At 70.0% G+C, this 21,384-nt stretch carries 24 protein-coding genes and 1 pseudogene; 16 read left to right on the top strand and 9 right to left on the bottom strand.

The window, feature by feature from the left end:
* The 3 genes from G514_RS25835 to G514_RS0109240 form a co-directional block, all read right to left on the bottom strand.
* Positions 1–827: cytochrome c oxidase subunit I (locus tag G514_RS25835; RefSeq protein WP_036564315.1), on the bottom strand; the 827-nt coding region annotated here is incomplete at its 3' end.
* 559 nt (positions 828–1,386) lie between these two features.
* Positions 1,387–2,574, bottom strand: coding sequence for a PucR family transcriptional regulator (locus tag G514_RS0109245; RefSeq protein WP_245582149.1), 1,188 nt, complete (start codon positions 2,572–2,574; stop codon positions 1,387–1,389).
* A gap of 165 nt (positions 2,575–2,739) precedes the next feature.
* Complete coding sequence (locus G514_RS0109240; protein ID WP_281167609.1) at positions 2,740–3,078, bottom strand: DUF488 domain-containing protein; 339 nt, start codon at positions 3,076–3,078, stop codon at positions 2,740–2,742.
* Between the two features lie 418 nt (positions 3,079–3,496).
* On the opposite strand from G514_RS0109240, the gene G514_RS0109235 reads away from it, so the two are divergent.
* Genes G514_RS0109235 through G514_RS0109195 form a run of 9 tightly spaced genes read left to right on the top strand, consistent with a single transcriptional unit; the run spans position 3,497 to position 11,789 of the window.
* Entirely contained in the window at positions 3,497–4,165 is a 669-nt protein-coding gene (locus G514_RS0109235) for a V-type ATP synthase subunit D (protein WP_028651518.1), read from the top strand.
* A complete protein-coding gene (locus tag G514_RS0109230; RefSeq protein WP_157544680.1) occupies positions 4,162–4,539 on the top strand; it encodes a hypothetical protein in 378 nt (125 codons plus the stop codon). Before G514_RS0109235 ends, G514_RS0109230 begins: the two co-directional genes overlap by 4 nt.
* Positions 4,540–4,592: 53 nt before the next feature.
* Entirely contained in the window at positions 4,593–6,473 is a 1,881-nt protein-coding gene (locus G514_RS0109225) for a V-type ATP synthase subunit I (protein ID WP_157544679.1), read from the top strand.
* 13 nt (positions 6,474–6,486) lie between these two features.
* On the top strand, positions 6,487–6,711 hold the full coding sequence (locus tag G514_RS0109220; RefSeq protein ID WP_028651515.1) for an ATPase: 225 nt from the start codon (positions 6,487–6,489) through the stop codon (positions 6,709–6,711).
* Positions 6,711–7,271, top strand: coding sequence for a V-type ATP synthase subunit E family protein (locus G514_RS30640; protein WP_169576366.1), 561 nt, complete (start codon positions 6,711–6,713; stop codon positions 7,269–7,271). The genes G514_RS0109220 and G514_RS30640 overlap by 1 nt, the downstream gene beginning before the upstream one ends.
* A complete protein-coding gene (locus G514_RS0109210; RefSeq protein ID WP_028651513.1) occupies positions 7,268–8,272 on the top strand; it encodes a V0D/AC39 family V-type ATPase subunit in 1,005 nt (334 codons plus the stop codon). The genes G514_RS30640 and G514_RS0109210 overlap by 4 nt, the downstream gene beginning before the upstream one ends.
* Before the next feature lie 30 nt (positions 8,273–8,302).
* Positions 8,303–8,644, top strand: a complete 342-nt coding sequence (locus G514_RS0109205) for a V-type ATP synthase subunit F (protein ID WP_028651512.1) — start codon at positions 8,303–8,305, stop codon at positions 8,642–8,644.
* Positions 8,641–10,389, top strand: a complete 1,749-nt coding sequence (locus tag G514_RS0109200; RefSeq protein WP_028651511.1) for a V-type ATP synthase subunit A — start codon at positions 8,641–8,643, stop codon at positions 10,387–10,389. The genes G514_RS0109205 and G514_RS0109200 overlap by 4 nt, the downstream gene beginning before the upstream one ends.
* Positions 10,386–11,789: a V-type ATP synthase subunit B gene (locus tag G514_RS0109195; RefSeq protein ID WP_211222096.1), complete on the top strand. Its 1,404-nt coding sequence runs from the start codon at positions 10,386–10,388 to the stop codon at positions 11,787–11,789. The genes G514_RS0109200 and G514_RS0109195 overlap by 4 nt, the downstream gene beginning before the upstream one ends.
* Positions 11,790–11,819: 30 nt before the next feature.
* Here G514_RS0109195 and G514_RS0109190 read toward each other — a convergent pair whose 3' ends face one another.
* From G514_RS0109190 to G514_RS31090, 3 genes are read right to left on the bottom strand one after another with little or no spacing between them, the layout of a single operon-like run.
* Entirely contained in the window at positions 11,820–12,113 is a 294-nt protein-coding gene (locus G514_RS0109190; protein WP_028651509.1) for a hypothetical protein, read from the bottom strand.
* Positions 12,114–12,155: 42 nt separating this feature from the next.
* Positions 12,156–13,331, bottom strand: a complete 1,176-nt coding sequence (gene tal, locus G514_RS25830) for a transaldolase (RefSeq protein ID WP_084151924.1) — start codon at positions 13,329–13,331, stop codon at positions 12,156–12,158.
* Positions 13,328–13,654, bottom strand: coding sequence for a hypothetical protein (locus G514_RS31090; RefSeq protein ID WP_028651508.1), 327 nt, complete (start codon positions 13,652–13,654; stop codon positions 13,328–13,330). Before G514_RS31090 ends, tal begins: the two co-directional genes overlap by 4 nt.
* A 585-nt stretch (positions 13,655–14,239) precedes the next feature.
* Between G514_RS31090 and G514_RS25825 the strand changes: the two genes are divergently transcribed.
* Complete coding sequence (locus G514_RS25825) at positions 14,240–15,175, top strand: slipin family protein (protein ID WP_028651507.1); 936 nt, start codon at positions 14,240–14,242, stop codon at positions 15,173–15,175.
* A gap of 119 nt (positions 15,176–15,294) precedes the next feature.
* Positions 15,295–15,726 (top strand): PRC-barrel domain-containing protein, encoded by a 432-nt coding sequence (locus tag G514_RS0109170; RefSeq protein ID WP_028651506.1) that lies wholly within the window; start codon positions 15,295–15,297, stop codon positions 15,724–15,726.
* A 28-nt stretch (positions 15,727–15,754) separates the two neighbouring features.
* Here the strand turns inward: G514_RS0109170 and G514_RS0109165 are convergent, their stop codons facing one another.
* Genes G514_RS0109165 through fdxA form a run of 3 tightly spaced genes read right to left on the bottom strand, consistent with a single transcriptional unit; the run spans position 15,755 to position 17,194 of the window.
* Complete coding sequence (locus G514_RS0109165; RefSeq protein WP_028651505.1) at positions 15,755–16,180, bottom strand: hypothetical protein; 426 nt, start codon at positions 16,178–16,180, stop codon at positions 15,755–15,757.
* The gene (locus G514_RS25820; protein WP_036564259.1) at positions 16,177–16,848 is read right to left on the bottom strand and encodes a helix-turn-helix transcriptional regulator; all 672 of its coding nucleotides are present in this window, start codon (positions 16,846–16,848) and stop codon (positions 16,177–16,179) included. Before G514_RS25820 ends, G514_RS0109165 begins: the two co-directional genes overlap by 4 nt.
* Positions 16,841–17,194 carry a ferredoxin gene (gene fdxA / locus G514_RS0109155; protein WP_028651504.1) on the bottom strand — a complete coding sequence of 118 codons (354 nt, stop codon included), beginning with the start codon at positions 17,192–17,194 and terminating at the stop codon, positions 16,841–16,843. The genes G514_RS25820 and fdxA overlap by 8 nt, the downstream gene beginning before the upstream one ends.
* A 50-nt stretch (positions 17,195–17,244) precedes the next feature.
* Between fdxA and G514_RS0109150 the strand changes: the two genes are divergently transcribed.
* The 5 genes and pseudogenes from G514_RS0109150 (at position 17,245) to G514_RS0109135 (ending at position 21,174) form a co-directional block, all read left to right on the top strand.
* Positions 17,245–17,844: a DUF2249 domain-containing protein gene (locus G514_RS0109150; protein WP_028651503.1), complete on the top strand. Its 600-nt coding sequence runs from the start codon at positions 17,245–17,247 to the stop codon at positions 17,842–17,844.
* Positions 17,841–18,692, top strand: coding sequence for a DUF488 family protein (locus G514_RS30895; protein WP_084151922.1), 852 nt, complete (start codon positions 17,841–17,843; stop codon positions 18,690–18,692). The genes G514_RS0109150 and G514_RS30895 overlap by 4 nt, the downstream gene beginning before the upstream one ends.
* Before the next feature lie 452 nt (positions 18,693–19,144).
* Positions 19,145–19,612 (top strand): annotated as a pseudogene (locus G514_RS31085) (SigE family RNA polymerase sigma factor); the annotation flags it as partial.
* 55 nt (positions 19,613–19,667) lie between these two features.
* Positions 19,668–20,378, top strand: coding sequence for a hypothetical protein (locus tag G514_RS31080; protein WP_245582152.1), 711 nt, complete (start codon positions 19,668–19,670; stop codon positions 20,376–20,378).
* A 496-nt stretch (positions 20,379–20,874) separates the two neighbouring features.
* Entirely contained in the window at positions 20,875–21,174 is a 300-nt protein-coding gene (locus G514_RS0109135; RefSeq protein WP_028651501.1) for a DF family (seleno)protein, read from the top strand.
* The last annotated feature ends 210 nt before the right edge of the window (positions 21,175–21,384 follow it).

The following is a 21,384-nucleotide window of genomic DNA, read 5'->3' as shown; positions in this document are numbered from 1 at the left end:
AGGATCTCGGTCACGATGCCGAAGAACGGCAACGCGATGATGTAGACCTCTGGATGGCCGAAGAACCAGAACAGGTGCTGCCAGAGGATCGCCCCGCCGTGGGCCGCGTCGAAGACGTGCGCACCGAGCTGCCGGTCGGCCTCGAGCGAGAGCAGCGCGCCAGCCAGCACCGGGAACGCGATCAGGACCAGCAGGCTGGTGATCAGCGTGTTCCAGACGAAGATCGGCATCCGGAACATGGTCATGCCGGGTGCGCGCATGCAGATGATCGTGGTGATGAGGTTGACCGCGCCGAGGATCGTGCCGAGACCGGCGAGCCAGAGGCCCATGATCCACAGGTCGCCGCCGACGCTGGGGGTGCGGACCGCGTCGTTGAGCGGGGTGTAGGCGAACCAGCCGAAGTTGGCTGCGCCGTTGGGGGTCAGGAAGCCCGAGGCGGCGATGAGGCCGCCGATCAGGAAGAGCCAGTAGCTGAACATGTTGAGCCGCGGGAACGCGACGTCGGGCGAGCCGATCTGCAGCGGCATGATTGCGTTGCCGAATCCGAAGAACAGCGGCGTCGCGAACAGCAGCAGCATGATCGTGCCGTGCATGGTGAACAGCTGGTTGTAGAGCTCGTCGTTGACGACCTGCTGGCCGGGGTAGGCGAGCTCGGAGCGGATCAGCATCGCCATCGCGCCGCCGATCAGGAACCAGCAGAACGAGGTGACGAGGTAGAGCTTGCCGATCACCTTGTGGTCCGTCGTGGTGAGAACCCGCACGATCGAACGTCCCAACGGCGCCGGCGACGGCCCTGAGACCGGGGCGTGGGCCTTCGTGGACGTCACCGGCAGCAGCCCCTCACCAGGACGGGACTCAGGAGCTCGACGGCTGCGACCGAGCGAGGAGGCCACATCGCTCGGTCACCAGTTCGCGGGTGGGTCACTGGCGGGGAATGACTGGGCGCCCCACTCGTCGACCAGGTCCCAGGCCGTGGCCTCAGGTTCCTGATCGGCCTGCCCGGCCGGCTGGCTCTCGGTCTGGGACCAGGAAGACGGCTCCGACCGCGGACCGCCCGTCGGCGAACGCGGGTCTGAGCGGCTCTCGATCTGCTGGCCATCAGCAGTCGGAGACGCGTCCTGGCGCGAGCGAGCGTGCCCTAGCAACATGGAGGCTCCTTTCCGTGAGGCAGCACGACGTGCGGAGCCGCACCGTGCGGAACGCCGTTCCACACCCTTTGCGCAGCGAGCCTCGGAAGGGTCCAGAGTCACCGATCACCGCAGCCCCGGGCAGTCGAGGGGTCGGCGAACATCCGCGCACGCGCTTGCCGACGCTCGGCAACGGGCTCGTCCGAGCACGGCTCGGCAGGGCGGGAGCGCACCTTGCCTCCCGAGCGGGCGTGTAGGGCTACGAAGCGGACTCCGGGTGGGGCAAGGGGCGTTGGGGCCAGCCCAGCAGCTTTGCACCGAGAGCCGCGGCCTGCAGGGTGAAGCGATGGGCAGGGTCCAACGGATCGAATCCCGTCAGGGACTTGACCCGGTCGAGCCGGTAGGTCACCGCCCGGACCGACAGGTGGAGCTTGGAGGCCGCCGCCGTCGCGACACATCCACACTCGAAGTAGGTCTGGAGGGTCTCGACGAGTGGGCCGGCCCCGCCGCGCGCCTGATCGAGGGGACACAGGACGGAGTGGACCAGGTCCACCAACGCCGGCTGGTCCCGTGCGAGGACCCGATACGTCAAGACGTCCCTCATCTCGACGATCGGCCTGTCCAGGTTCATGCGGCTCGCCATCGCCAGCCCCTCGCGGGCCTCTTCGTAGGAGCGTGCGATCCCGTAGGCACCCGGGTGCGCGCGGCCCACCGCCACCCGCCAGGGAGACCCCCGTCGCAGCCGGTTGAGCTCTCCGTGGACGATCTTGCCGAGGTCACCGGTCGGCGCCAGAGCCTCCGCGGTCGCAGGCGCCCCGGTGGCCTCGGCCAACGCCAGGACCACCACGAGACCCTCCTTGGTTGCCACCAGCACGTCTCGGTCGCCGAACCGGTCCAGCACGACCCGTTCGAGGGCGCTGGTCGCGGCCGTGATCGATGGGAGCCGCTGCGAGGGCTGAGCCAGGGCGACCTGATGGGCGCGGGTCAGGTCGAGACCGAAGGGCTCCGCTCTCTCCACGAGCTGGCTGAGGTGTGCGTCTCCCCGGAGCAGGTCGTCCACGAGCTCGCGCCGAAGGGTCTCCTCTCGGCGAACCAGCTCGCGCCCGGCTTCGGCATGACCGTCCGCAAAGGACGCGACGGCGTCGTCGACGACCTGCAGGACGGCCGCCGCGGCGGCCCGCACCGCCTTGTTGTCACGCTCTCGAACGACCGCCGGGAGCTCGTTCCACACACGACGAGCCGCGGACAGGTAGAGGTCGATGCCTCTGCCTGCAGCCACTCCTTCCTCGGCAGCCCGTCGACCCTGGAGACGCACGGCCTCCAGCTGGGCTCGCCCCGGGAAGTGCCCGAAGGTGGCTGCATCGGCCAGCATCGGCAGGTAGTCCCCGAGGAACTCGCTGGAGACACCTCCCGCGTCGTGACTGGCGCCCTCGGCGACACGCGCCAACCAGTCCTGGTCCGGACCCGGCCCCCGACCGGGCTTGGACGGGGAGCGCCCACCTCTGGATCGACCACTCTTCAAGCGCACATCCGTCCATCAGCCCCGCAACTGTCTTTCAGTACACGACAGAGTCCCGATTCCGGCAAGGACATCGTCGAGGACCGGTCAGCGTCACGCGCGCAACATCTCGGCGAGTATCGCGGCCTGACTGATCTCCGCGCGCTTCGTGGCGGTGAGCAGCGTCAGACGACTGTGAGCGGTCATCAGCCGCAAGTGGCGCAGCGCCAGCGCCCTTTCCGGTTCTTCGAGCTCCCTTCGATAGCGAGCCCCGAACTCTTCGAACTTGTCTGGCGAGTGCCCGTACCACTTCCGCAGCGCATCCGAGGGTGCGATCTCGTCGCACCACTCGTCCAGCTCTGCGCGTGCCTTGCTCACGCCTCTGGGCCATCGTCGATCCACCAGCACGCGAATCCCGTCCTCGACGGAGGGAACGTCGTAGATCCTTCGCACCTGCACGTCGCACGGCTGTGTCACTGTTCCTCCGGACCGACTGGTAAGGCACCCTTCCGGACCGCGATGGCCGGGCGTGGACGCCACAGAGCCGGATCAGGTGCCTCACGGGCCTCCATCGGACAAGAGTGCTCGGTGGCTGCTGCCACGGCACAGCCATGGCGTCGGCGAACTTCCGGCGGCGTCGTTGCCTGTACTCGGCAATCGAGGTGACCCCGGACGCGATCGTGTGGGTGGTCGCGTCCGATCCTGACCATCCGCCAGTGCGAGGCACACGCGCTGCCCCGCGATCTCCTCGCCCTCCGTTGCCTGCCACCGGCAACCAGCGCCACCAACCTTCGCCGATGGCTTGCCTCACGGCTGAGGCAACCCAGCACCGATCCTTGGCGGTGTCCGATCAAGCAACCGGGAGGGTGCCATGCAGTCCCTTGTCGCCACCCGGAGCGAGCTGCTCGACCGACGTCGGCGAGCCGCCTTCGTCTCCCAGGGTCGGGACCTGCTCAAGGACAAGAGAGCAGCACTCGTCCAGGAGTTCGGTCAACACGGGGCCGAGATCCTCAACGGCATGGTGCTGTTGCGGCGTCGCTCGATCGAAGCCCGACGACGTCTCGACGAGGGGGTCGCGGTCTGCGGACCGGAGCCGCTCGCGTCGGGCGCCTTGTCGGCCGAGGCCGGTATCAGCGCGGAGCTGCGATCGCGTTCGGTTGCCGGCGTTCGCGTGGTCGAGCTCCGCCACGCGCCGGCCCGCCGCGACCCCAAGGACCGCGGGTGGGCCCCGGCCTTGGCGTCGCCCCATCTCGACAGCGTCGCGCTGGCCTACGAGGAGCTGTTGGACTCGATGCTCGACCTGTGCGCGGTCGAGCTGAGCATCCGGCGTCTGGCCACGGAGATCGCGCGCACCACGAAGCAGGTCAACGGCCTGGAGAACGTCGTGCTGCCCCGGTTGCACGATGAGACCCGCCGGATCGTGCTGACCCTGGACGAGCGCGAGCGCGAGGAGCACGGCCGGCTGAGACGGGCTCGCGCCCGGCGCGCGTCCCGCGGCGCCGCACGAAACAGTCTGACGGGGTCGGAGGGTCGTGCATGAGTCGGACACCGCCCGACCCAGCGGCCGGCCCGTCCACTCCCCACGAGCTGGTGGTTCAGCTCGAGAGGTCGATCGAGGCCCGGCTCGCCGCCGCCGACGAAGCCCGCGTCGAGGTGGCCCGAGCACACCAACAGGCCGCTCAGGTCGTCTCCGAGGCGGCCGAGGAGGCCGAGCGCGATGCGCGGAGGCTGGCAGAGGTGATCCTTGCGGACGCCCGCGCCGAGGCGGGTCGTGTGATCGAGGCGGGCACCCACCGCGCGGCGGACCTGACCGCACTCACCGCCCGACGCCGCGACGAGGACGTCGCTGCTGTGGTGGCCACCGTGCTCGCTGCCGGGATCGGCCCCGGGCCGGAGGCGGTGAACCGACCATGATGGTTCCGCTCACGCAGCTCGAGGTCATCGCGATGAGGCCGGCCCTGGACCAGGTGCTGTCGGTCCTGCAGGAGCTGCGCCTGGCCGAGGTCGTGGCCCTCGTAGAGCCGGGTGGCGCTCCTCCGGGCCTGACCGACCTCATCGCGCGCGCCGACGCTCTCTGCGCCCTGGTCGACCTGCCGGCAAGCGGGTCCCCGATGAGCGATGACGTCCTGCAGACCACCCTCGACGGGCTCGAGCCCGTGGTGGTGGCCTTGCTGGCCGAGGCCGAGGACCTGCGCAACGAGGCCGAGACCCTTCCCAGATCCATTGCCGCCCTGGACGCGGTTCAGCCTCTGGTGCCGGAGCTGGGCCGCCTGAACGACCGGCAGCTGGCGAACCTGGGTCTCGCCAGCATGGCGTTGGTGCTCGACGACCCGGACCTGCGAGTCGTCCGCGAGCTGGCGCGCCACCTGGCGGACCTGCTCGGACGGGCGCACCTGCTGGCCTACGCGACGGCCGGGCCCGGGACCCCGGTCGGCTGCCTGCTCGTTCTGCGCCGCGACGACCTGTCCGGCGTCAACGCACTGCTGGGGCAGGAGCGCATCGCCGAGGTCGGCGTGCCAGCTGACTTCGCGGGCAGGTCGTTGCGGGCGACCATCGAAGCCATGCGCGAGCGCCTGGCAGCGCTGCCCAGGGAGCGGATGCGAGTCCAGGGGCTCCTGGTCGATGCGCTCTCACCTGCCGTGGGGCCGTTGCGCGTGACCGCGCAGTCGCTGCGAATGCGCGCCGAACGTCTAGTGGCTGCCCAGCGGGCCGACGTGTCCGCTCGCACGTTCCGCCTCAGGCTGTGGGTGCCGGCTCGGCGAGCGGCGATGATCGAGCGAACGCTGACGGAGCGAGCGGGGCCGACGGTCGCGGTCGAGCACCTCGTCGAGGGAGACCTGGCCTCAGACCAACCAGTTCTGCTCCGGAACCGCCCCGGCTGGCAGCCCTTCCAGCAGCTGGTCGGCTTCCTGTCCTGGCCAGCGCGCGGTGGCCTGGACCCCACGGGACTGATGGCGCTGGTGCTACCGATCTTCTTCGGGATCATGGTGGGCGACGTGGTCTACGGCGCCGTCATGGTTGCTGCCGCGTGGTGGCTCAGGACGCACGGGGCACACGACAGCACCCGCGGTGCGGTCGGACGGGTCCTGACGCTCGGCGGCGCCTGGGCGATGCTGTTCGGCCTCCTCTACGGCGAGGCCCTCGGCAGCCTGGGGCACCGCGTCGGCATGCCCGCGTTGTGGGTCTACCGGGGTGGGCCGACCGCCTTGGAGCCACTGCTCCTCTTCTCCTTGGCGGTCGGCCTCGTCCACGTCACCCTGGGGTTGCTGCTGGGGGCGTGGACCGCGGTCCGTCGACACCGGCGCCGTCAGCTTGCGTCGAAGACGGGCACGCTGCTGGCACTGGCCGGTGTCGCCGGTCTGGCCGGTGCGCGCGGTGCGGGATCGCCGGCAGACGTCGCGCTCCTCGCCGCGGTTCTGGTCATCACCGGTCTGGTGCTGGCGAGCGCAACCCAGGGTGCACTGGGGCTGCTGACCGGACCGCTCGAGCTGCTCGGCACGCTCGGCAACGTCCTGTCCTACCTGCGGCTCGCCGCGTTGGGGCTCGCCTCGACCTACCTGGCAGAGGTCGCCAACGAGCTGGGGACCAGGGGTCCGCTGCTCCTCGGCGTCCTGACCGCCACCCTGTTCCACGCACTGAACCTCACGCTCGCGGCGTTCAGTCCGATGATCCAGGCGCTCCGACTCCACTACGTGGAGTTCTTCGGACAGTTCCACGAGGGCGGCGGACGGCTCTTCTCGCCGCTCGGTGGCGCTGTCGCCCTCACCGTGGGAGCCGGCCGCGGCGCCGTGCCCCCTGCCGTCGATCGCACGATCCCGCAGCCGGTCCCGGCCGGGTCATCCTCTTGAGAGGGAGCTTGTCATGGAACTTGGTCTCATCGCCCTGGGCGCAGGCCTCGCCGTAGGACTGTCGGCCCTGGCCACCGGCTATGCCCAGGCGCGGATAGGCGCCGCCGCGATGGGGGCGGTCGCGGAGAAGCCAGAGCTGATCGGCCGCGCGATCCTGCTCGTGGCCATCCCGGAGACTCTCGTCATCCTCGGGTTCGCAGTCGCCGCCATGATCATCCTCCTCCTCGGGGGCGCGTGATGCCGCTCCAGGACCTGCTCCACGCGCTCGAGGAAGAAGGCACCGCAGCGCACCAGAAGGCCCAACAGGACCGGCGCCGAGAGGCGGCGCGGATCATGACCGAGGCCAACGACCAAGCAGGCAGGGCTCGCGAGGAGAGGCTTGCCACGGCCGAGACCGCAGCCCTCGAGGAGGCGCACGACATCCTGGCCGCGGCCCGCGCGAGCGCCCGCCTCGCGTCCCGCACCGCGCGAGACGACGCGCTCGAGACGGTGCGCGCTCTCGCTGCCGAGCGGCTGCTGGAGGTGCCGGGCAGCCCGGAAGGCGCGCTTGCTGCACGTGCCTGTGTGGAGGAGGCACTGGCTGCCCTGCCGCACGCAACGACCGTTCACGTGCACCCGGCCGATGCCGACGCCTTGCGGTCGAAGATCTCGATCGAGCTGATCGCCGACCTGACGGTCGGGGGCGCCACGGTCGAGGACGACGCCGGACGCTACGTCGACAACACCTACCTCAGCAGGCTGGCCAACATCTGGCCGGCCACCCGCGTCCGGCTGAGCGGCGCCTGGGGCCAGTCGTGACGAGTCGCCCCGACTTCGTCGCCGGCAACACACGGCTGCGCGCGCGGCTGCCGGCACTGCTGGACCGCACCGAGTACGACCGCCTCGCGGGCATGCCTCTCGAGGCCGCCCGCGAGAGGCTGGCCGCGACGCTCTACCGTCCCCAGCTGAACGCCGGCGACGCCGACGCCGGTCTGGTCCTCCGCGCGGCCGGTCAGCGGCTCTGCGACCTCCTTCGTGGGGTGCGGGGGTGCTACGTCGGCACCGCTCACAGCGTGGTCGGCGTCCTGCTCGCCCGTCACGACCTGCACGACGTGCTTGCCTTGCTGCGTGGCGCCCGCGCGGGGCAGCCGGCTCCCCGACGGCTGGCTGCGGTCCTGGCCGTCGGTGTCCTCGACGTCCGAGCCGCTGCCGAGCTCGCCGCCGGCGACGGCCCGACGACCGCCCTGCGCCTGGCAGCTCAACACCTCCCGGACCCCGTCACTGCACGCGCGCTCCCGGCTGCCTGGGACAGGTACGAGCTGAACGCGGACGACGACGAGCTCGAGGCCACGGTGGCCTCCACCGCCATCGGCGGCTGGACCGCCGCGTTGAGTCGGGTCGGCCGCGCCGCTCGACCGGTGCTGGACCTGGTCCGCGCGGAGTGCGATCGCGCCAACCTGCTCGCGGTCCTGCGAGATCCCATGCGGGATCCGCCACGGTTGCTCCCTCCGGGGCTGCTCACCCTGCCGGCGCTGCTGGCCGCCCGTGACGGCGACCACACCCGCGTCCTGGCGGCGCGTCCGGGCTGGGGAGCAGCCCTCGACCGCCTGCCCCGCCACAACGAGCTCACCGCGCTGGAGTGGGACCTCAACGCGGCGCTCTGGCGGCAGGCGGTACGCGACCTCCGTCGCGGTGACCCCCTCGGCGCAGACGTGGCGGTGGGCTACGTCGTCGCGGCGGAGTGCGAGGCACGCACGGTTCGGTTGCTCCTCGCCGGCGCAACCGCCGGTCACGACCTACGAGATCTCCTCGTGGCATGAGGAGCGGCCGAGGCAGGTGTGAGAACCCAGATGACTGACGTCGTTGTCGTCACGACAGCTGCCACCGCCAGCGGTTACCGCCTCGGCGGAGCACGGACGGTCGCCGCCGTCGACGCGGAGGACACCATCGCCGCGGTGAACGCGGCGATCGAAGGCGGCCAGGCCGCGGTCGTCGCAGTGCACGCCGCACTCTGGTCGGCCGTCGCGAGCCAGACCCGCGACACGTGGACGCGACGGTCGTCGCCGCTCATCCTCGGCCTTCCCGACGAGGGCAGCGCTGCCGCCGAGGCCCGCGAGACCGGGCTGCGCGATCTGCTCGCCCGAGCGGTCGGCTACCAGATCACGTTCACTCCAAGGGACGACGCGTCATGACGGGGCAGGTGCCGAGCGACACCGGCGGCGTGGTCAAGGTCTCCGGGCCGGTGGTCACCGCCGCGGGCCTGCCCCGCACCCGCCTGTTCGACGTCGTCCGGATCGGCACAGACAGGATCCTCGGGGAGGTCATCAGGATCGACGACGACCTGGTGGTCGTACAGGCCTTCGAGGACACCACCGGGCTCCGGGTCGACGAGCCGGTGGTGGCGACGGGCGAACCGCTGTACGCCGAGCTCGGCCCCGGGCTGCTCGGCGCCATCCTCGACGGCACCCAACGCCCGCTCGAGTCCCTCGGAGCCGAGAGCGGTCACTACATCGCCCGGGGCGCGGACCCCCCGCGCCTCGATCCAGACCGCCTGTGGGACTTCCAGGCGGCTGCCGCCGTGGGGAACGAGGTCACGCCGGGAGATCTGCTCGGGACGGTCACGGAGGGTCGCGCCTTCGAGCACCGGGTGCTCGTTCCAACCGGGTGGAGCGGCACCGTCACCGCGGTGCGTCCCGGCCCCGCGACGGTGCTCGATCCCGTCGTCGACATCGACGGGCACCCCGTCACGATGATGCACCGCTGGCCGCTGCGCCGCGCGCGGCCCGTCGCGGGCCGACTGCCCCTCACCGTCCCCCTGAACACCGGTCAGCGGGTCCTCGACCTGCTCTTCCCCGTCGCGCGCGGCGGGAGCGCGATCATCCCCGGCGGCTTCGGGACCGGCAAGACGGTCATGGAACAGGCGCTGGCGAAGTTCTCCAGCGCCGATGTCGTCGTGTACGTCGGATGTGGCGAGCGCGGAAACGAGCTCACCGAGGTCCTCGAGCAGTTCCCTCGGCTGACCGACCCGCGCAACGGTGCATCGCTGATGGAACGCACCGTCATGGTCGCGAACACGTCCAACATGCCGGTGGCCGCGCGGGAGGCAAGCATCTACACGGGGATCACCGTCGCCGAGTACTTCCGCGACCAAGGCTATGACGTCGCCATGCTGGCCGACTCGACGAGCAGGTGGGGTGAGGCCCTTCGCGAGGTGTCGAGCCGGCTGGAGGAGATGCCGGCCGAGGACGGCTACCCCGCCTACCTGGCCACGCGGCTGGCCGGCTTCTACGAACGGGCCGGTGCGGTCCAGTGCCTGGGCACACCAGAACGCAACGGATCGGTGACGATCGTCGGCGCCGTGTCGCCTGCCGGCGGCGACTTCTCCGAGCCGATCACCCAGCACAGCCTTCGCCTCGCGGGTTGCTTCTGGGCCCTCGACACGACGCTGTCCAGGCAGCGCCACTTTCCGGCGGTGAACTGGTTGCGGAGCTTCTCCCAGTACGACCTGGACGGGTGGTACGACTGCGAGGTCGCGGACGACTGGTCCCGGCTGAGGCGATGGGCGGCCGCCACCCTGCAGGACGAAGGCTCTCTCCAGGAAGTGGTCTCGCTGCTCGGGGTGGAAGCCATAGCCGCCGAGCAACGGATCACGCTCCGCCTCGGCCAGGCGTTGCGCGAGGACCTGCTCCAGCAGTCCTCGTTCGATCCCGCCGACGCCACCTGCCCGCCCGACCGCCTGCTCGCCATGCTCCGCGTCCTGCACGCCGCCGACGGCGCCATGAGCTCAGCGCTCTCACGGGGCGTGGCCGTCCCCGACATCGTCGGCGCGTCGGTCCTGACCGAGCTCGGTCAGATGCGGCGCTGGCCCGCAGGTCGCGTCGACGACTCCGCTCGCGACCTCACCCGTCGTGTTGCCGAGGAGATGGAGCTGCTGTGACCACCCAGGAAGGCACGACCCCGTTCATCGTCGGCCACCGCACGGTGACGCGGATCGCGGGCCCGCTCATCGTCGCGACCGGCATGGACGGCGTCGGGTACGGCGAGCTGGTCGAGGTCGACACCGGCGACGGTGTGGTGCGAGAAGGACAGGTGCTCGAGCTCGACGAGTCCCTCGCTGTCGTGCAGGTGTTCGGTGGCACCGTGGGCGTCGGCCGCCGGACGACCTCCGTGCGCACCCGGGGCCGAGCCGCCTCGACCGGTGTCGGAAAGGACTACTTCGGCCGCGTGCTCGACGGCATGGGTAGGCCGCGCGACCACGGTCCGGAGCCTGTCCCCGAGGACTATCGCCACGTCAACGGGCTCCCGCTCAACCCGATCGCTCGCGCCCACCCCGACCAGTTCCTCGAGACGGGTGTCTCGGCCATCGACGGCCTGCTCACGTTGGTCCGCGGCCAGAAGCTCCCGATCTTCACCGGTGCCGGCCTGCCCGCCAACGCCCTCGCCGCCCGGATCGCAGCTCAGACGAGAGCGCCCGACGACGCCACCGAGGTCGTGGTCGTCTTCGCCGCCATGGGCGTCACCAGGCGCGAGGCGGCGTTCTTTCGCACCGAGTTCTCCGCCGATGCCGCCTCGAGCAGTGTGCTGCTGCTCAACCTGGCCGACGACCCGACCATCGAGCGGCTGCTGACACCCCGCGTCGCCCTGACCATGGCCGAGTACCTCGCCTTCGAGCTGGAGCTGCACGTGCTCGTGGTGATGACCGACATGACCGCCTATTGCGAAGCGCTTCGCGAGATCTCGGCTGCACGGGAGGAGATGCCCGGTCGGCGCGGCTACCCGGGGTACATGTACACCGATCTCGCCTCCCTCTACGAGCGGGCGGGCCGGGTCCGCGGCGGCAGCGGGTCCCTGACCCAGCTGATGATCGTCAGCATGCCCGACGACGACATCACCCATCCGATCCCCGACCTCACCGGCTACATCACCGAAGGTCAGATCGTGCTCTCGCGTGATCTCGACCGGACGGGCGTCGCACCACCGATCGACGTACTGCCTTCCCTGTCTCGCCTCATGAACGCAGGCATCGGCGCAGGGAAGACCCGAGCGGACCATCGCGGTCTCGCCGACCAGCTGTACTCCTGCTACGCGCGCGGCCGCGAGGTCCGTCGCCTGATGTCGATCGTGGGCGAGAGCGGCCTGCCGCAGGAGGACCAGCGCTACCTCGCCTTCGCCTCTGCATTCGAGGCGACCTACCTCGACCAGGGCGACACGAGACGAACCATTGCCGAGACTCTCGAGCTCGGCTGGCGGTTGCTGGACCCCTTCCCGGCCCCCGAGCTGACGCGGCTCACGGCCGACGACCTGGCCGAGCACCATCGGGCCGGACCGAGTGCCTGACCACAGGCGAGCGTCGGCCCATGGAGGATCTCAGGCGGCCCGATCGTGTGGTGGGTCGTCGTGATCGCTGTGAGGGTCGTCCTCCGGGGGCGGGTCCAGCTTCGAGACAAACACGAGGCTGGACCCCAGCGGCATGAGGGTGTCGACGAGGTCGGCGCTTCGCTCAGTGTCGGCGTCGGGATGTGCGTCGCGTGCACGTCGGCCTGGCTTGCCTGTGCGAGAACGGTGGAGCAGGTCGGCGGCGCCGAGCGTCCCGACGACGAGAACGGTCATGGTCGCGATCGCCATGAGGACGAACCCGACCACGTACGCGGTGACTGTCATTCTTGACCCCTGTCCTTGTGTTGACGTGACCAGCCGGCGTGCTCACGCACCCGCAGTCGATGGTCCGGACTCCGATGCGTGCCTACTCGGACGCCCTGGTCTCGGGCTGGCGAGGGTCGTCCTCGATGCGCGCGACCTGGCCCGGAGCGTGCCCAGGACGTGCGCGACGGAGGCGTCGAACGCGGCGATCCCTTGTTCTTCCAGCGTGTGGCCGACGTCGTCCATGTCGATGCCCACCGTCGAGAGCGCACCCATGAGGGCGAGAGCGTCCTCGACGCCGGTGTCGATCGTGCGGGCCACGGTGCCGTGGTCGACGAACGCGTGCAACGTGACTTCGGGAAGGGTGTTGACGGTGTCGGGACCGATGAGGCTGTCGACGTACAGGGTGTCGGGCCAGCTCGGGTTCTTGGTCGATGTCGACGCCCACAGCGGCCGCTGCACTCGCGCACCCTGGTGGGCGAGCCGTTCCCAGCGCGCGTTCGAGTGGGCCTTCTGGAAGAGCTGGTATGCGAGCTTCGCTTGGGCGATCGCGGCCCGGCCCCTCAACCTCAGCGCCGCCTGACCACCCGTTGCGTCCAGCCGCCGATCGACCTCCGTGTCGACCCGGCTGACGAAGAACGAGGCGACGCTCTGCACGGTCGAGAGGTCGCCACCGCGCCTGGCCAGTGCTTCGAGGCCGGAGAGGTAGGCGTCGAGGACGTTGCCGTAGCGGCGCAACGAGAACACCAGGGTCACGTTGATGCTCCGCCCCTCCCCGATCATCACCTCGATGGCGCGGACCCCCTCGTCGGTCGCTGGGATCTTGACGAGAAGGTTCGGTTCTCGGATGCGCTCGTGGAGGGCCCGGGCGGCGACGATGGTCGCGTCGGTGTCGTGTGCCCAGCGGGGTGCGACCTCGATCGAGACGAACCCGTCGCCGCGATGGCTCTGGTCGAACGTGGGCCTCAACAGCTCGAGCGCTCGGACGACGTCGGAGATCACGAGCTCCCAGTAGGCCTCCTCGACCGTGCAGCCGGCGGAGAGAAGAGACTCGAACTGCTCGTCGTAGGCGTCCGAGGACTCGATCGCGCGCGCGATGATCGTCGGGTTGGCGGTCACCCCCCGGATCCCGGCAGCGACCAGACGGGCGAACGTGCCGTCGCGCAGCTGGGGACGGCTGAGGTTGTCCAGCCACAGGCTCTGGCCCTGCTCGACGGAGATGCGCTCGAGCCTGGTCATCGCTCGGTCGCCTGCCCGCCGGTGAGCTGGTCCCAGTCGATCTGTGTCGACTCGAGCCGACACCCGGGCGCGAACGGCAGGGAACCGTCCGGTGCGCCGGCATCGGACGCGAGCCACGCTCCGAGGAGACCCGGCTGTCGCCTCGCGAGCTCGTTGAGGTATCGCCCGCGCTCCTCGACGGCAGCCAGCAGGGCGCCCGGGCTGGGAGGACGCCGCAGCGCTGCCTCGCTGTCGACCCAGGCGCTGCGCAGCTCGTCGTCGGTGAGCAGGCGAAGATCGAAGGGCAGCTCGAACGGGACGTACATCGGGCTCGCGTACGCCATGGACCGAGCCAATGCGTCCAGCTGGTCCGGTGTCGGGCGCGGCAGTGATCCAAGCCCTCGTCGGCAGACGCGGAGCGCGTTCGGCGACGTGACAGCGACCAGAACCGCGAAGAGCGGTAGCAGGACCACCAGCCCGGCCGGGAGGAGGACCAGGACCACCCCCAGACCGACGACGCCCGACGACAACGCGGCAATCCGCCCGACTCGACGCGTGCTCACCGGGCGCCGCTCCCTGCCTCGATCGTCACCACCCCACCGTGCCGCGAGACCACGCCGGTCGTCAGTGACCGAGATCGGCCGACATGTGGGCCGCCTCGTTGCCGAGACCATGCAACGGGGCCCGACCGCGCTGGGGTCTGCCTGCCTGACCGACGAGCGGTGTCGGTGTCGACGTGCCCGGAGTTGCCGGTCAGCGGAAACAAGCGGCTCGGACAGTCGCCGACGTACCCCCTCACGATCGGCCCGGGGATCGCGGCACAGTGGGTTGCAGAGCCGACCCCTCGGCTACCGCGCCGCACAAGGTCGGCGCGGGCTCTCCCCGGCGGTCGGGAGCGGTCGCCCGCGGGTCCAGGGAACGGAGAAGCCATGACGTTGCTGCTGTGGAGCCTGTTGGTTCTCGGTGCCGTGGGCGCCGGCGTCGTCGGCGCGAGCCTTCGAGTGATCAAGCAGTACGAGCGCGGTGTGGTGTACCGACTGGGACGGGTCCTCGCCGAGCCGCGACGACCGGGCCTGGCCCTGTTGATCCCGTTCGTCGAACGGCTGCAGAAGGTCAACATGCAGATCATCACGATGCCGGTCCCGGCCCAGGACGGAATCACCCGTGACAACGTCACCGTTCGCGTGGATGCCGTCGTCTACTTCCGCGTGATGGACCCAGTCCGAGCGGCTGTGGACGTCCAGGACTACCTCGCGGCCATCGGCCAGGTCGCCCAGACCTCGCTGCGCTCGATCATCGGCAAGAGCGACCTCGACGACCTCCTGTCGGACAGGGAACAGCTCAACCAGGGCATGGCCCTGATGATCGACAGCCCCGCGCTGGGGTGGGGGGTGCACATCGAGCGCGTCGAGATCAAGGACGTCGCCCTGCCGGAGTCGATGAAGCGCTCGATGTCACGTCAGGCCGAGGCCGAGCGTGAGCGGCGTGCACGGATCATCACCGCCAACGGCGAGCTGCAGGCCTCCGAGGAGCTCGCTCAGGCCGCCGAGATCATGGCGGAGCATCCGGCAGCACTGCAGCTGCGGCTCCTCCAGACGGTGGTCGAAGTCGCCGCTGAGCGGAACTCGACGCTGGTGCTGCCCTTCCCGGTGGAGCTGCTTCGCTTCCTCGAACGGACGACGCCGCCCGAGCCGACCCCGGCCGCGACGAACAAGTCGATCACCGGTGTCGGTCGGGCACCTGTCCCAGCTTCGGTGCGCGCCCCGGGCGAGGCCGCCGGTAGCGCTGCGCACCTCGTACCCCACCATTCGCCTCTGCAGACCGTCACCGACGCCCACGGCTTCCTGGCCGGTCAGTGCGGTTGACCTCGAGGCGCCGGCCGGACTGGTGACCCGTCCCCGCGGGCCTGGCTGGCTCACCAACGACACCACCGCGGGTCGACTCGCACTCCAGAAGCTCTCCACCACCTCACGAAGGACCCACCATGACGCTCTCCGCCAGCTCCTCCATCCACAAGCTGAGCGACACCGGCAACACGATCACGCCGGCGACCGACGACATCCGCGGCCGCTCGGTCACGGACAAGGACGGTGAGCCGATCGGGAGGGTGCACGACCTGCTCATCGACGACGAGGAGCAGCGAGTTCGCTTCCTGCTGGTCGAGCACAGCGGGTTCCTCGGGTTCGGACACACCACCTCGTTCATCCCTGTCGATGCGATCACCAGGATCAGCGAGCACGAGGTAGCCATCGACCACGACCGCGAGCACGTCGCCGCTGCGCCCCCCTACGACCCCGCGCTCATCGCTGACTCCACCTACCACGGCAGGGTCTACCGGCACTACGGCTACAACGCGTTCTGGGACGACGGGTACGTCTACCCGGCGAACTTGCCCGCCATGCTGGCGCCGCACTGAGGCGGGGCCGACGGCACATCCGCTGGGGTCAGAGGTGCATGAGCATCACGCCGGTGACGGGGAGCGCGACCACCTTGACCAGCTCGAGACCGACGTACCAGTAGTGCGCTCTTGATCGCGGCGGGCTCTCGCCGGCCAGGACGCGGTCGGAGCGCCTGCTCAGCACCGGCCGCACCAGCGCCACCTGCGCGGCCAGGACCACGACGGCCACGGCCGCGCCCGTCACCACGCGCGCCGGTGGGGTGGCGACCACGAGGGCGATCACCAGGACGGATGCGAGCACGAGCTCGGCCGCGTTGAGCGCGCGGAAGACCAGGCGCCCGATGCCGAGCCCGAGCTGGACGGTGACGCCGGGCGCGCGGAACTTCAGCGGGGTCTCCATGAACGAGATCGCCAGCACCATGCCCAGCCATACGAAGAGGACGGCCGTCGCCAGCATCGTCGAGGCGCTCACCGCGGAGCCTCCCTGGAGTCGGCCGTCCCGGTGTGTGCCAGGCACAGGTCGACCTCGGCGAAGGGTTCGAGACGGGTCACCGTGACCCCGGCCCCCATGGCACCCAGTGCGCCCTGCATGAGGCCCAGGTGCAGGGGGCAGATGACCGCCGCATGCTCCGGGACGAGGTCGAGGAAGGGGCAGTGGCGCAACCCGATCGGGCCTGCTCCCGCCGGGTCGCGCTCGGGTGCGAAGCCGAGCTCGTCCAGGATCTCCACCATCCGACCGGTGGCCTGCTCGTCGCTGGCGGGAGCGCTGGGGGTGACCCGGGCGGCGTCCCCGGCGTCGCCCTCGATCAGTCGGCCTGCCCACGCGCGGCCGGCCTCGACCGCGACGGATGCGGGGTCGGGGCCGGCGCCGAGCACGCCGGCGAGCGCGCCCGCGAGGAGCTGGTAGTTGCGCGGGCCCGCGGGGTCCATCCCCACGTGCGCACGGAACAGGAGTGCGGGACGTCCGGGAGCGCCACGCGCCGCCTCCACCTGGTCGACCCGGCCATCCCCGACGAGAGCCCGGAGGTGGAACCGGACGGTGTTGGGGTGCAGGCCCAGGCGGTTCGCGATCGCGAGGATGCTCAGCGGCGAGCGGCTCGACCGGAGCGCCTCGAGGACCTCGCGGCGCCGATCAGGCATCGCCCGGACCCTGAGGAGGCAGCCCTGCGACCAGCGGCGTGTCGACACCGAGGGGCCCGACCTTGGCCGCACCACCCGGCGATCCGAGCGGCGCCGGTCGGCCGTCGAGGGTGTCGCTGAAGAACGCGGCATTGTCGGTCAGGTGCGCTCCGAGCCCCGCAGGCAGGTCGTCCTCGTAGTAGATGGCCTCGACGGGGCACACCGGCTCGCACGCCCCGCAGTCGACGCACTCATCAGGCTGGATGTAGAGGCTGCGCCGCCCTTCGTAGATGCAGTCGACGGGACACTCGTCGACGCACGCGCGGTCGACCACGTCGACACACGGCTGCGCGATCACGTAGGTCACGGGCTAGAGTTTACACAACATTCACTTGTAGAAACTAGGGAGACTCCGACGTGACCACCGAGGTGCTCGACGTACGACCGCTTCGCAAGCCTGACAAGCACCCGACGATCTTCTCCGTCTACGACGGTCTCGCGCGTGGTGAGTCCTTCGTCCTGGTCAACAACCACAACCCGCTCCACCTGCGCGAGGAGTTCGAGGCCGAGCACCGGGGCAGCTACGGCTGGGACTACCTCGAGCGCGGCCCGCGGGAGTGGCGGATCCAGATCACCAAGCTGGCGTCCAGCCCGCTGCCGAGGGTGCTGTGCAACACCCTCGCCGTCACGTCGACCGCGTCCGAGCCCGGAGACGCGGGTGCGGCGTGGAAGCTCGAGACGCGGCGCCGCGACCTCGACTCCAACATCATCCGGCTGCCGGCCGGCGGCACCATCGAGGCGCACACGGGGCCCGACCTCGACGTGCTGATCCACGTGCTCGCCGGGTCGGGCGAGCTCACCACCGAGCTGGACACCGTCCCGCTCGAAGCCGGCGCGCTGGTCTGGCTACCGCGCCGGTCGCGTCGCCAGTTCACCGCGGGGTCCGACGGCCTGAGCTACCTGACCGTCCACCGGCAGCGGCAGGCGCTCACGTTGACCGCCCCAGGACCCTCGTGACGGATCGGCCGAGCCAGAGGAGCGCGCCGACGGACGCGAACAGGGCCGTCCTGACCATCGGACACTCCAACCGCTCCTTCGACGAGGTGCTGGCCATGCTGCGCGCCAACGACGTCACCCACCTCGTCGACGTCCGCGCCTTCCCGTCCTCCCGCACCTTCCCCCAGTGGAACCGCGACGCGATCGAAGCCGCGCTGCCCGGCGACCTCGACTACCGCTGGCTCCCCCAGCTCGGCGGCCGGCGGCACACGCCCGCCGGCATACCGACCGAGAACGGCGCCTGGCGGGTGAAGGCCTTCCGCGACTACGCCGACCACATGGCCACCGACGAGTTCGCGCAGGGCCTGGCCGTGCTGCTGGACCTCGCGGCCCACGGCCGGCCGGCGATCATGTGCAGCGAGGCGGTGCCGTGGCGCTGCCACCGCCGCCTCATCACCGACGCGCTCCTCGTGGCCGGCGCCGCCGTCTCCCACATCATGTCGCCGACCTCGACCCGCGCGGCCCAGCTCAACGAGACCGCCGTCGTCGCCGGCGACCGGATCACCTATCCCGCGCCGGACGACGGCCCCGACCTCACCGACCGCGTCCGCGACCTCGTCGCGACCATCCCCGCCGGCCGGGTCGCGACGTACGGCGACCTCGCCGACGTCCTCGGCGTCCACCCCCGCCAGGTCGGCCGCGCCGTGAGCCTGCTCGACGCCGCGGTCCCCTGGTGGCGCGTCGTCCGCACCGACGGCACCCCGTCGAGCTGTCGCGACGGGCGGGCCGTCGAACTGCTGGAGTCCGAGGAGACCCCGATGAAGCGCTCGCGGATTGACCTGAGCCTGGCCCGGCACGGCTGGGAGTGACTCCAACAAGTCCGCGACCGGCCGACAAGGTGAGAGGCCGCCTCCAAACTCCGGAAGACGGCCTCTGACCTGACGTTCTCTTTGTAGCGGGGGCAGGATTTGAACCTGCGACCTCTGGACGCAATCAGGGGCATTGCGACGACTACGGTCTCGGGCCGGAAGTTACCGATTCACTCGATGTGGTGAGGGATTCGCCCTCGCTTCCGGTCTCAGGATACCCGTTCACTACCGACTCGGGCGGACCCAATGTGGACCGTTAGTGGACAGGGTTTTAATCCTCGCGTGAGCATCAGGTGTCAACTGGGCCTGGCCTTCGCACGCCAATGCTCGAGAGCGCCGTCTAGCAAGGGCCGTGGAGGGCCAGCCGGGCGTGACTTGGTTTCAGAGTCTGCAGCGCATCCGCAGCTTGGATGCGTCTAAGCAGTGGAGAGTGATTCTTCCGGCTTAGCGGGGTGGAAGCAGACGTGGACTTCGAGGAGTACGTGGCTAGCCGTGGTCAGGACCTTCTGCGGCTGGCCTACGTCCTCACGAGCGACCGTCACCGGGCCGAGGATCTGACCCAGACGGTCTTGACTGAGGCCTATGCCCGCTGGCGGAAGGTGTCATCGGCGCGGGACCCGCACGCCTACATGCGCAAGATGCTGGTCAACCGGAACATCGACTGGCATCGACGTCGCTCCTCGGCCGAGCAGCCGTTGTCACCGGACCGGATGAACCAGTCCCTGATCCGGAGCCGCGCTCCCGACCACGCCGTAGCCCACGCCGACCGAGAAAGTCTCCGCGCAATGGTGGACGCGCTTTCTCCGCGGTCTCGCGCCGTGCTGGTCCTCCGCTACTACTGCGACCTCGACGACGCCTCGATCGCGAAGGCGATGGGCATCAGACCCGGCTCGGTGCGATCGCTGGCATCGCGCGCTCTCGACCAATTGCGTTGCCTGTCTAGTCAACAGGACCATCAAGATCAGAAGAGTTGTCATGACCCGATACCTCGAAGACGAGCTCAAGGAGATGTTCAGCGAGGAGGCCGCACGCGCACCCCGCCTACCCGATCCCTCCGTCGTGCTCGCCCGAGCCCAGAATGGTCGAAGCGCTCCTCATCTGCCTCGTGTACAGCGAGTCCGGCTCGCCGTCGGCGGCGCGGTCCTGGTCGCCGCCTCGGTCGCCCTGGCACTCGGGGTCGCCGGAGTGTTCGACGATCCGCGTGGTCCCACTGACAGCCCCGTCCGGGTGGTGCCGTCACCGTCATCACGCACCCCGGATGCACCCGTGGCCCCTTCTCCGTCGGGCGCCCTACCTGCGCCCGCGCTCCTGCGCTGCACCACCTCGTACTCGCTGGAGACCCTCCGGCAGACGTCGTCCTTCGCCTTCGACGGGACTGTGACAAAGATCGGTCCTGCTCGAGACGAGGACTCCGATGACGGCGCCTACGTGGCGGTGTCCTTCACGGTGAATCAGTGGTTCGCGGGTGGCGACACCGACACCGTGACCGTCGACATGATTCCGCCGGAGGTCGATGCCTTCGAGTCGACGCCGCCCGCCTACCGCACCGGCACCCGACTACTCGTCAGCGGCCAACTACGCTCCCTGACGGACGCCGACCGCGGCCTGGTCGCCGAGGCATGCAGCGGCTTTACTCGCTACTACGACGCCGACACTGCCACCGCCTGGCGCGGCGCGTACCGCTGAACGGTTGAGTTCACGCAGGAGATCGAACCCCTCTTGCGCAACGAGTGAGATCCACGGCGTGCCCGGACAGTTCCATTCGAGCGGCCAACTAGGTCACTCCCGGAAGGCGCCGGCCACGACAAGGCGATGGTTGACGCAAGAGAGCAAGGGGACGCGGATGAAACAACCAGTTTGTATTGCGGCCATCGTGGTCGCAGCGGCCGGCGCACTCGCGGGCGGCACGGGCGCCTTCGGCACCGCAACGGTCGACAGGGACGCTCCGGCGCCGGTCACAGCGGCAGAGTAGCGATATTAGCGCCACGCCTGCTGCATCAGGTCACCTCACCTGACGGGCGGTTGTTCTTGACAGAGGTTGCCGAGGTCGCTCATCAATGGGCCGGTCACTCCGGAGCCGCCCTCCCTGCCGTCCGGTCGAAGGCGAGCCGGGGTGGCCGTCGGGTAGGGGGTGGATACTGCTGAGGCATGGGTAGCCGGCCCGCGCGCGTGGATGGTGGTCATGAAAGTTGAGTTGCTCTATTTCGATGGCTGCCCGAACTGGGAGGTGGCCGAGGAACGCCTAGCCCAGGCGCTCAAGGCGGTGGGGCGGGACGATCTCACCGTGCGCTTGCGCCAAGTGGAGACCGCGCAGGACGCTGCCAACACGGGGTTCACCGGGTCACCGACGGTCCTTGTCGACGGCAGGGATCCGTTCGCGACTGGTCACGAGCAGATCGGACTGGCTTGCCGGGTCTACTCGACACCGCAGGGTCTGGCTGGATCGCCCAGCCTGGAGCAGTTGGTGGAGGTTCTCTCGTGAAGCGACTCTTCTTGTTTGGGCTCGGCGGCTACCTGCTACTGGCGGTTGGCAACAAGGTGGCGGAGGCAGCGGGTGCCAGGCGATGCGACTGCGCACGTGAGTGCTGGTGCCGGCGCCCGGGCCTCAGCCTCTTCCGATGGGTGTTCCCCTGGCACACGAGCCGTCAGCACCCTGACGTGGCGGCTTACCTCATGGACGAAGATTGACGGC

The organism is Nocardioides halotolerans DSM 19273 (assembly GCF_000422805.1).
In the GTDB taxonomy this organism is placed as follows: domain Bacteria; phylum Actinomycetota; class Actinomycetes; order Propionibacteriales; family Nocardioidaceae; genus Nocardioides; species Nocardioides halotolerans.
The sequence above is the reverse complement of the archived record's forward strand: the minus strand, read 5'-3'. Positions and strand labels throughout refer to the sequence as shown.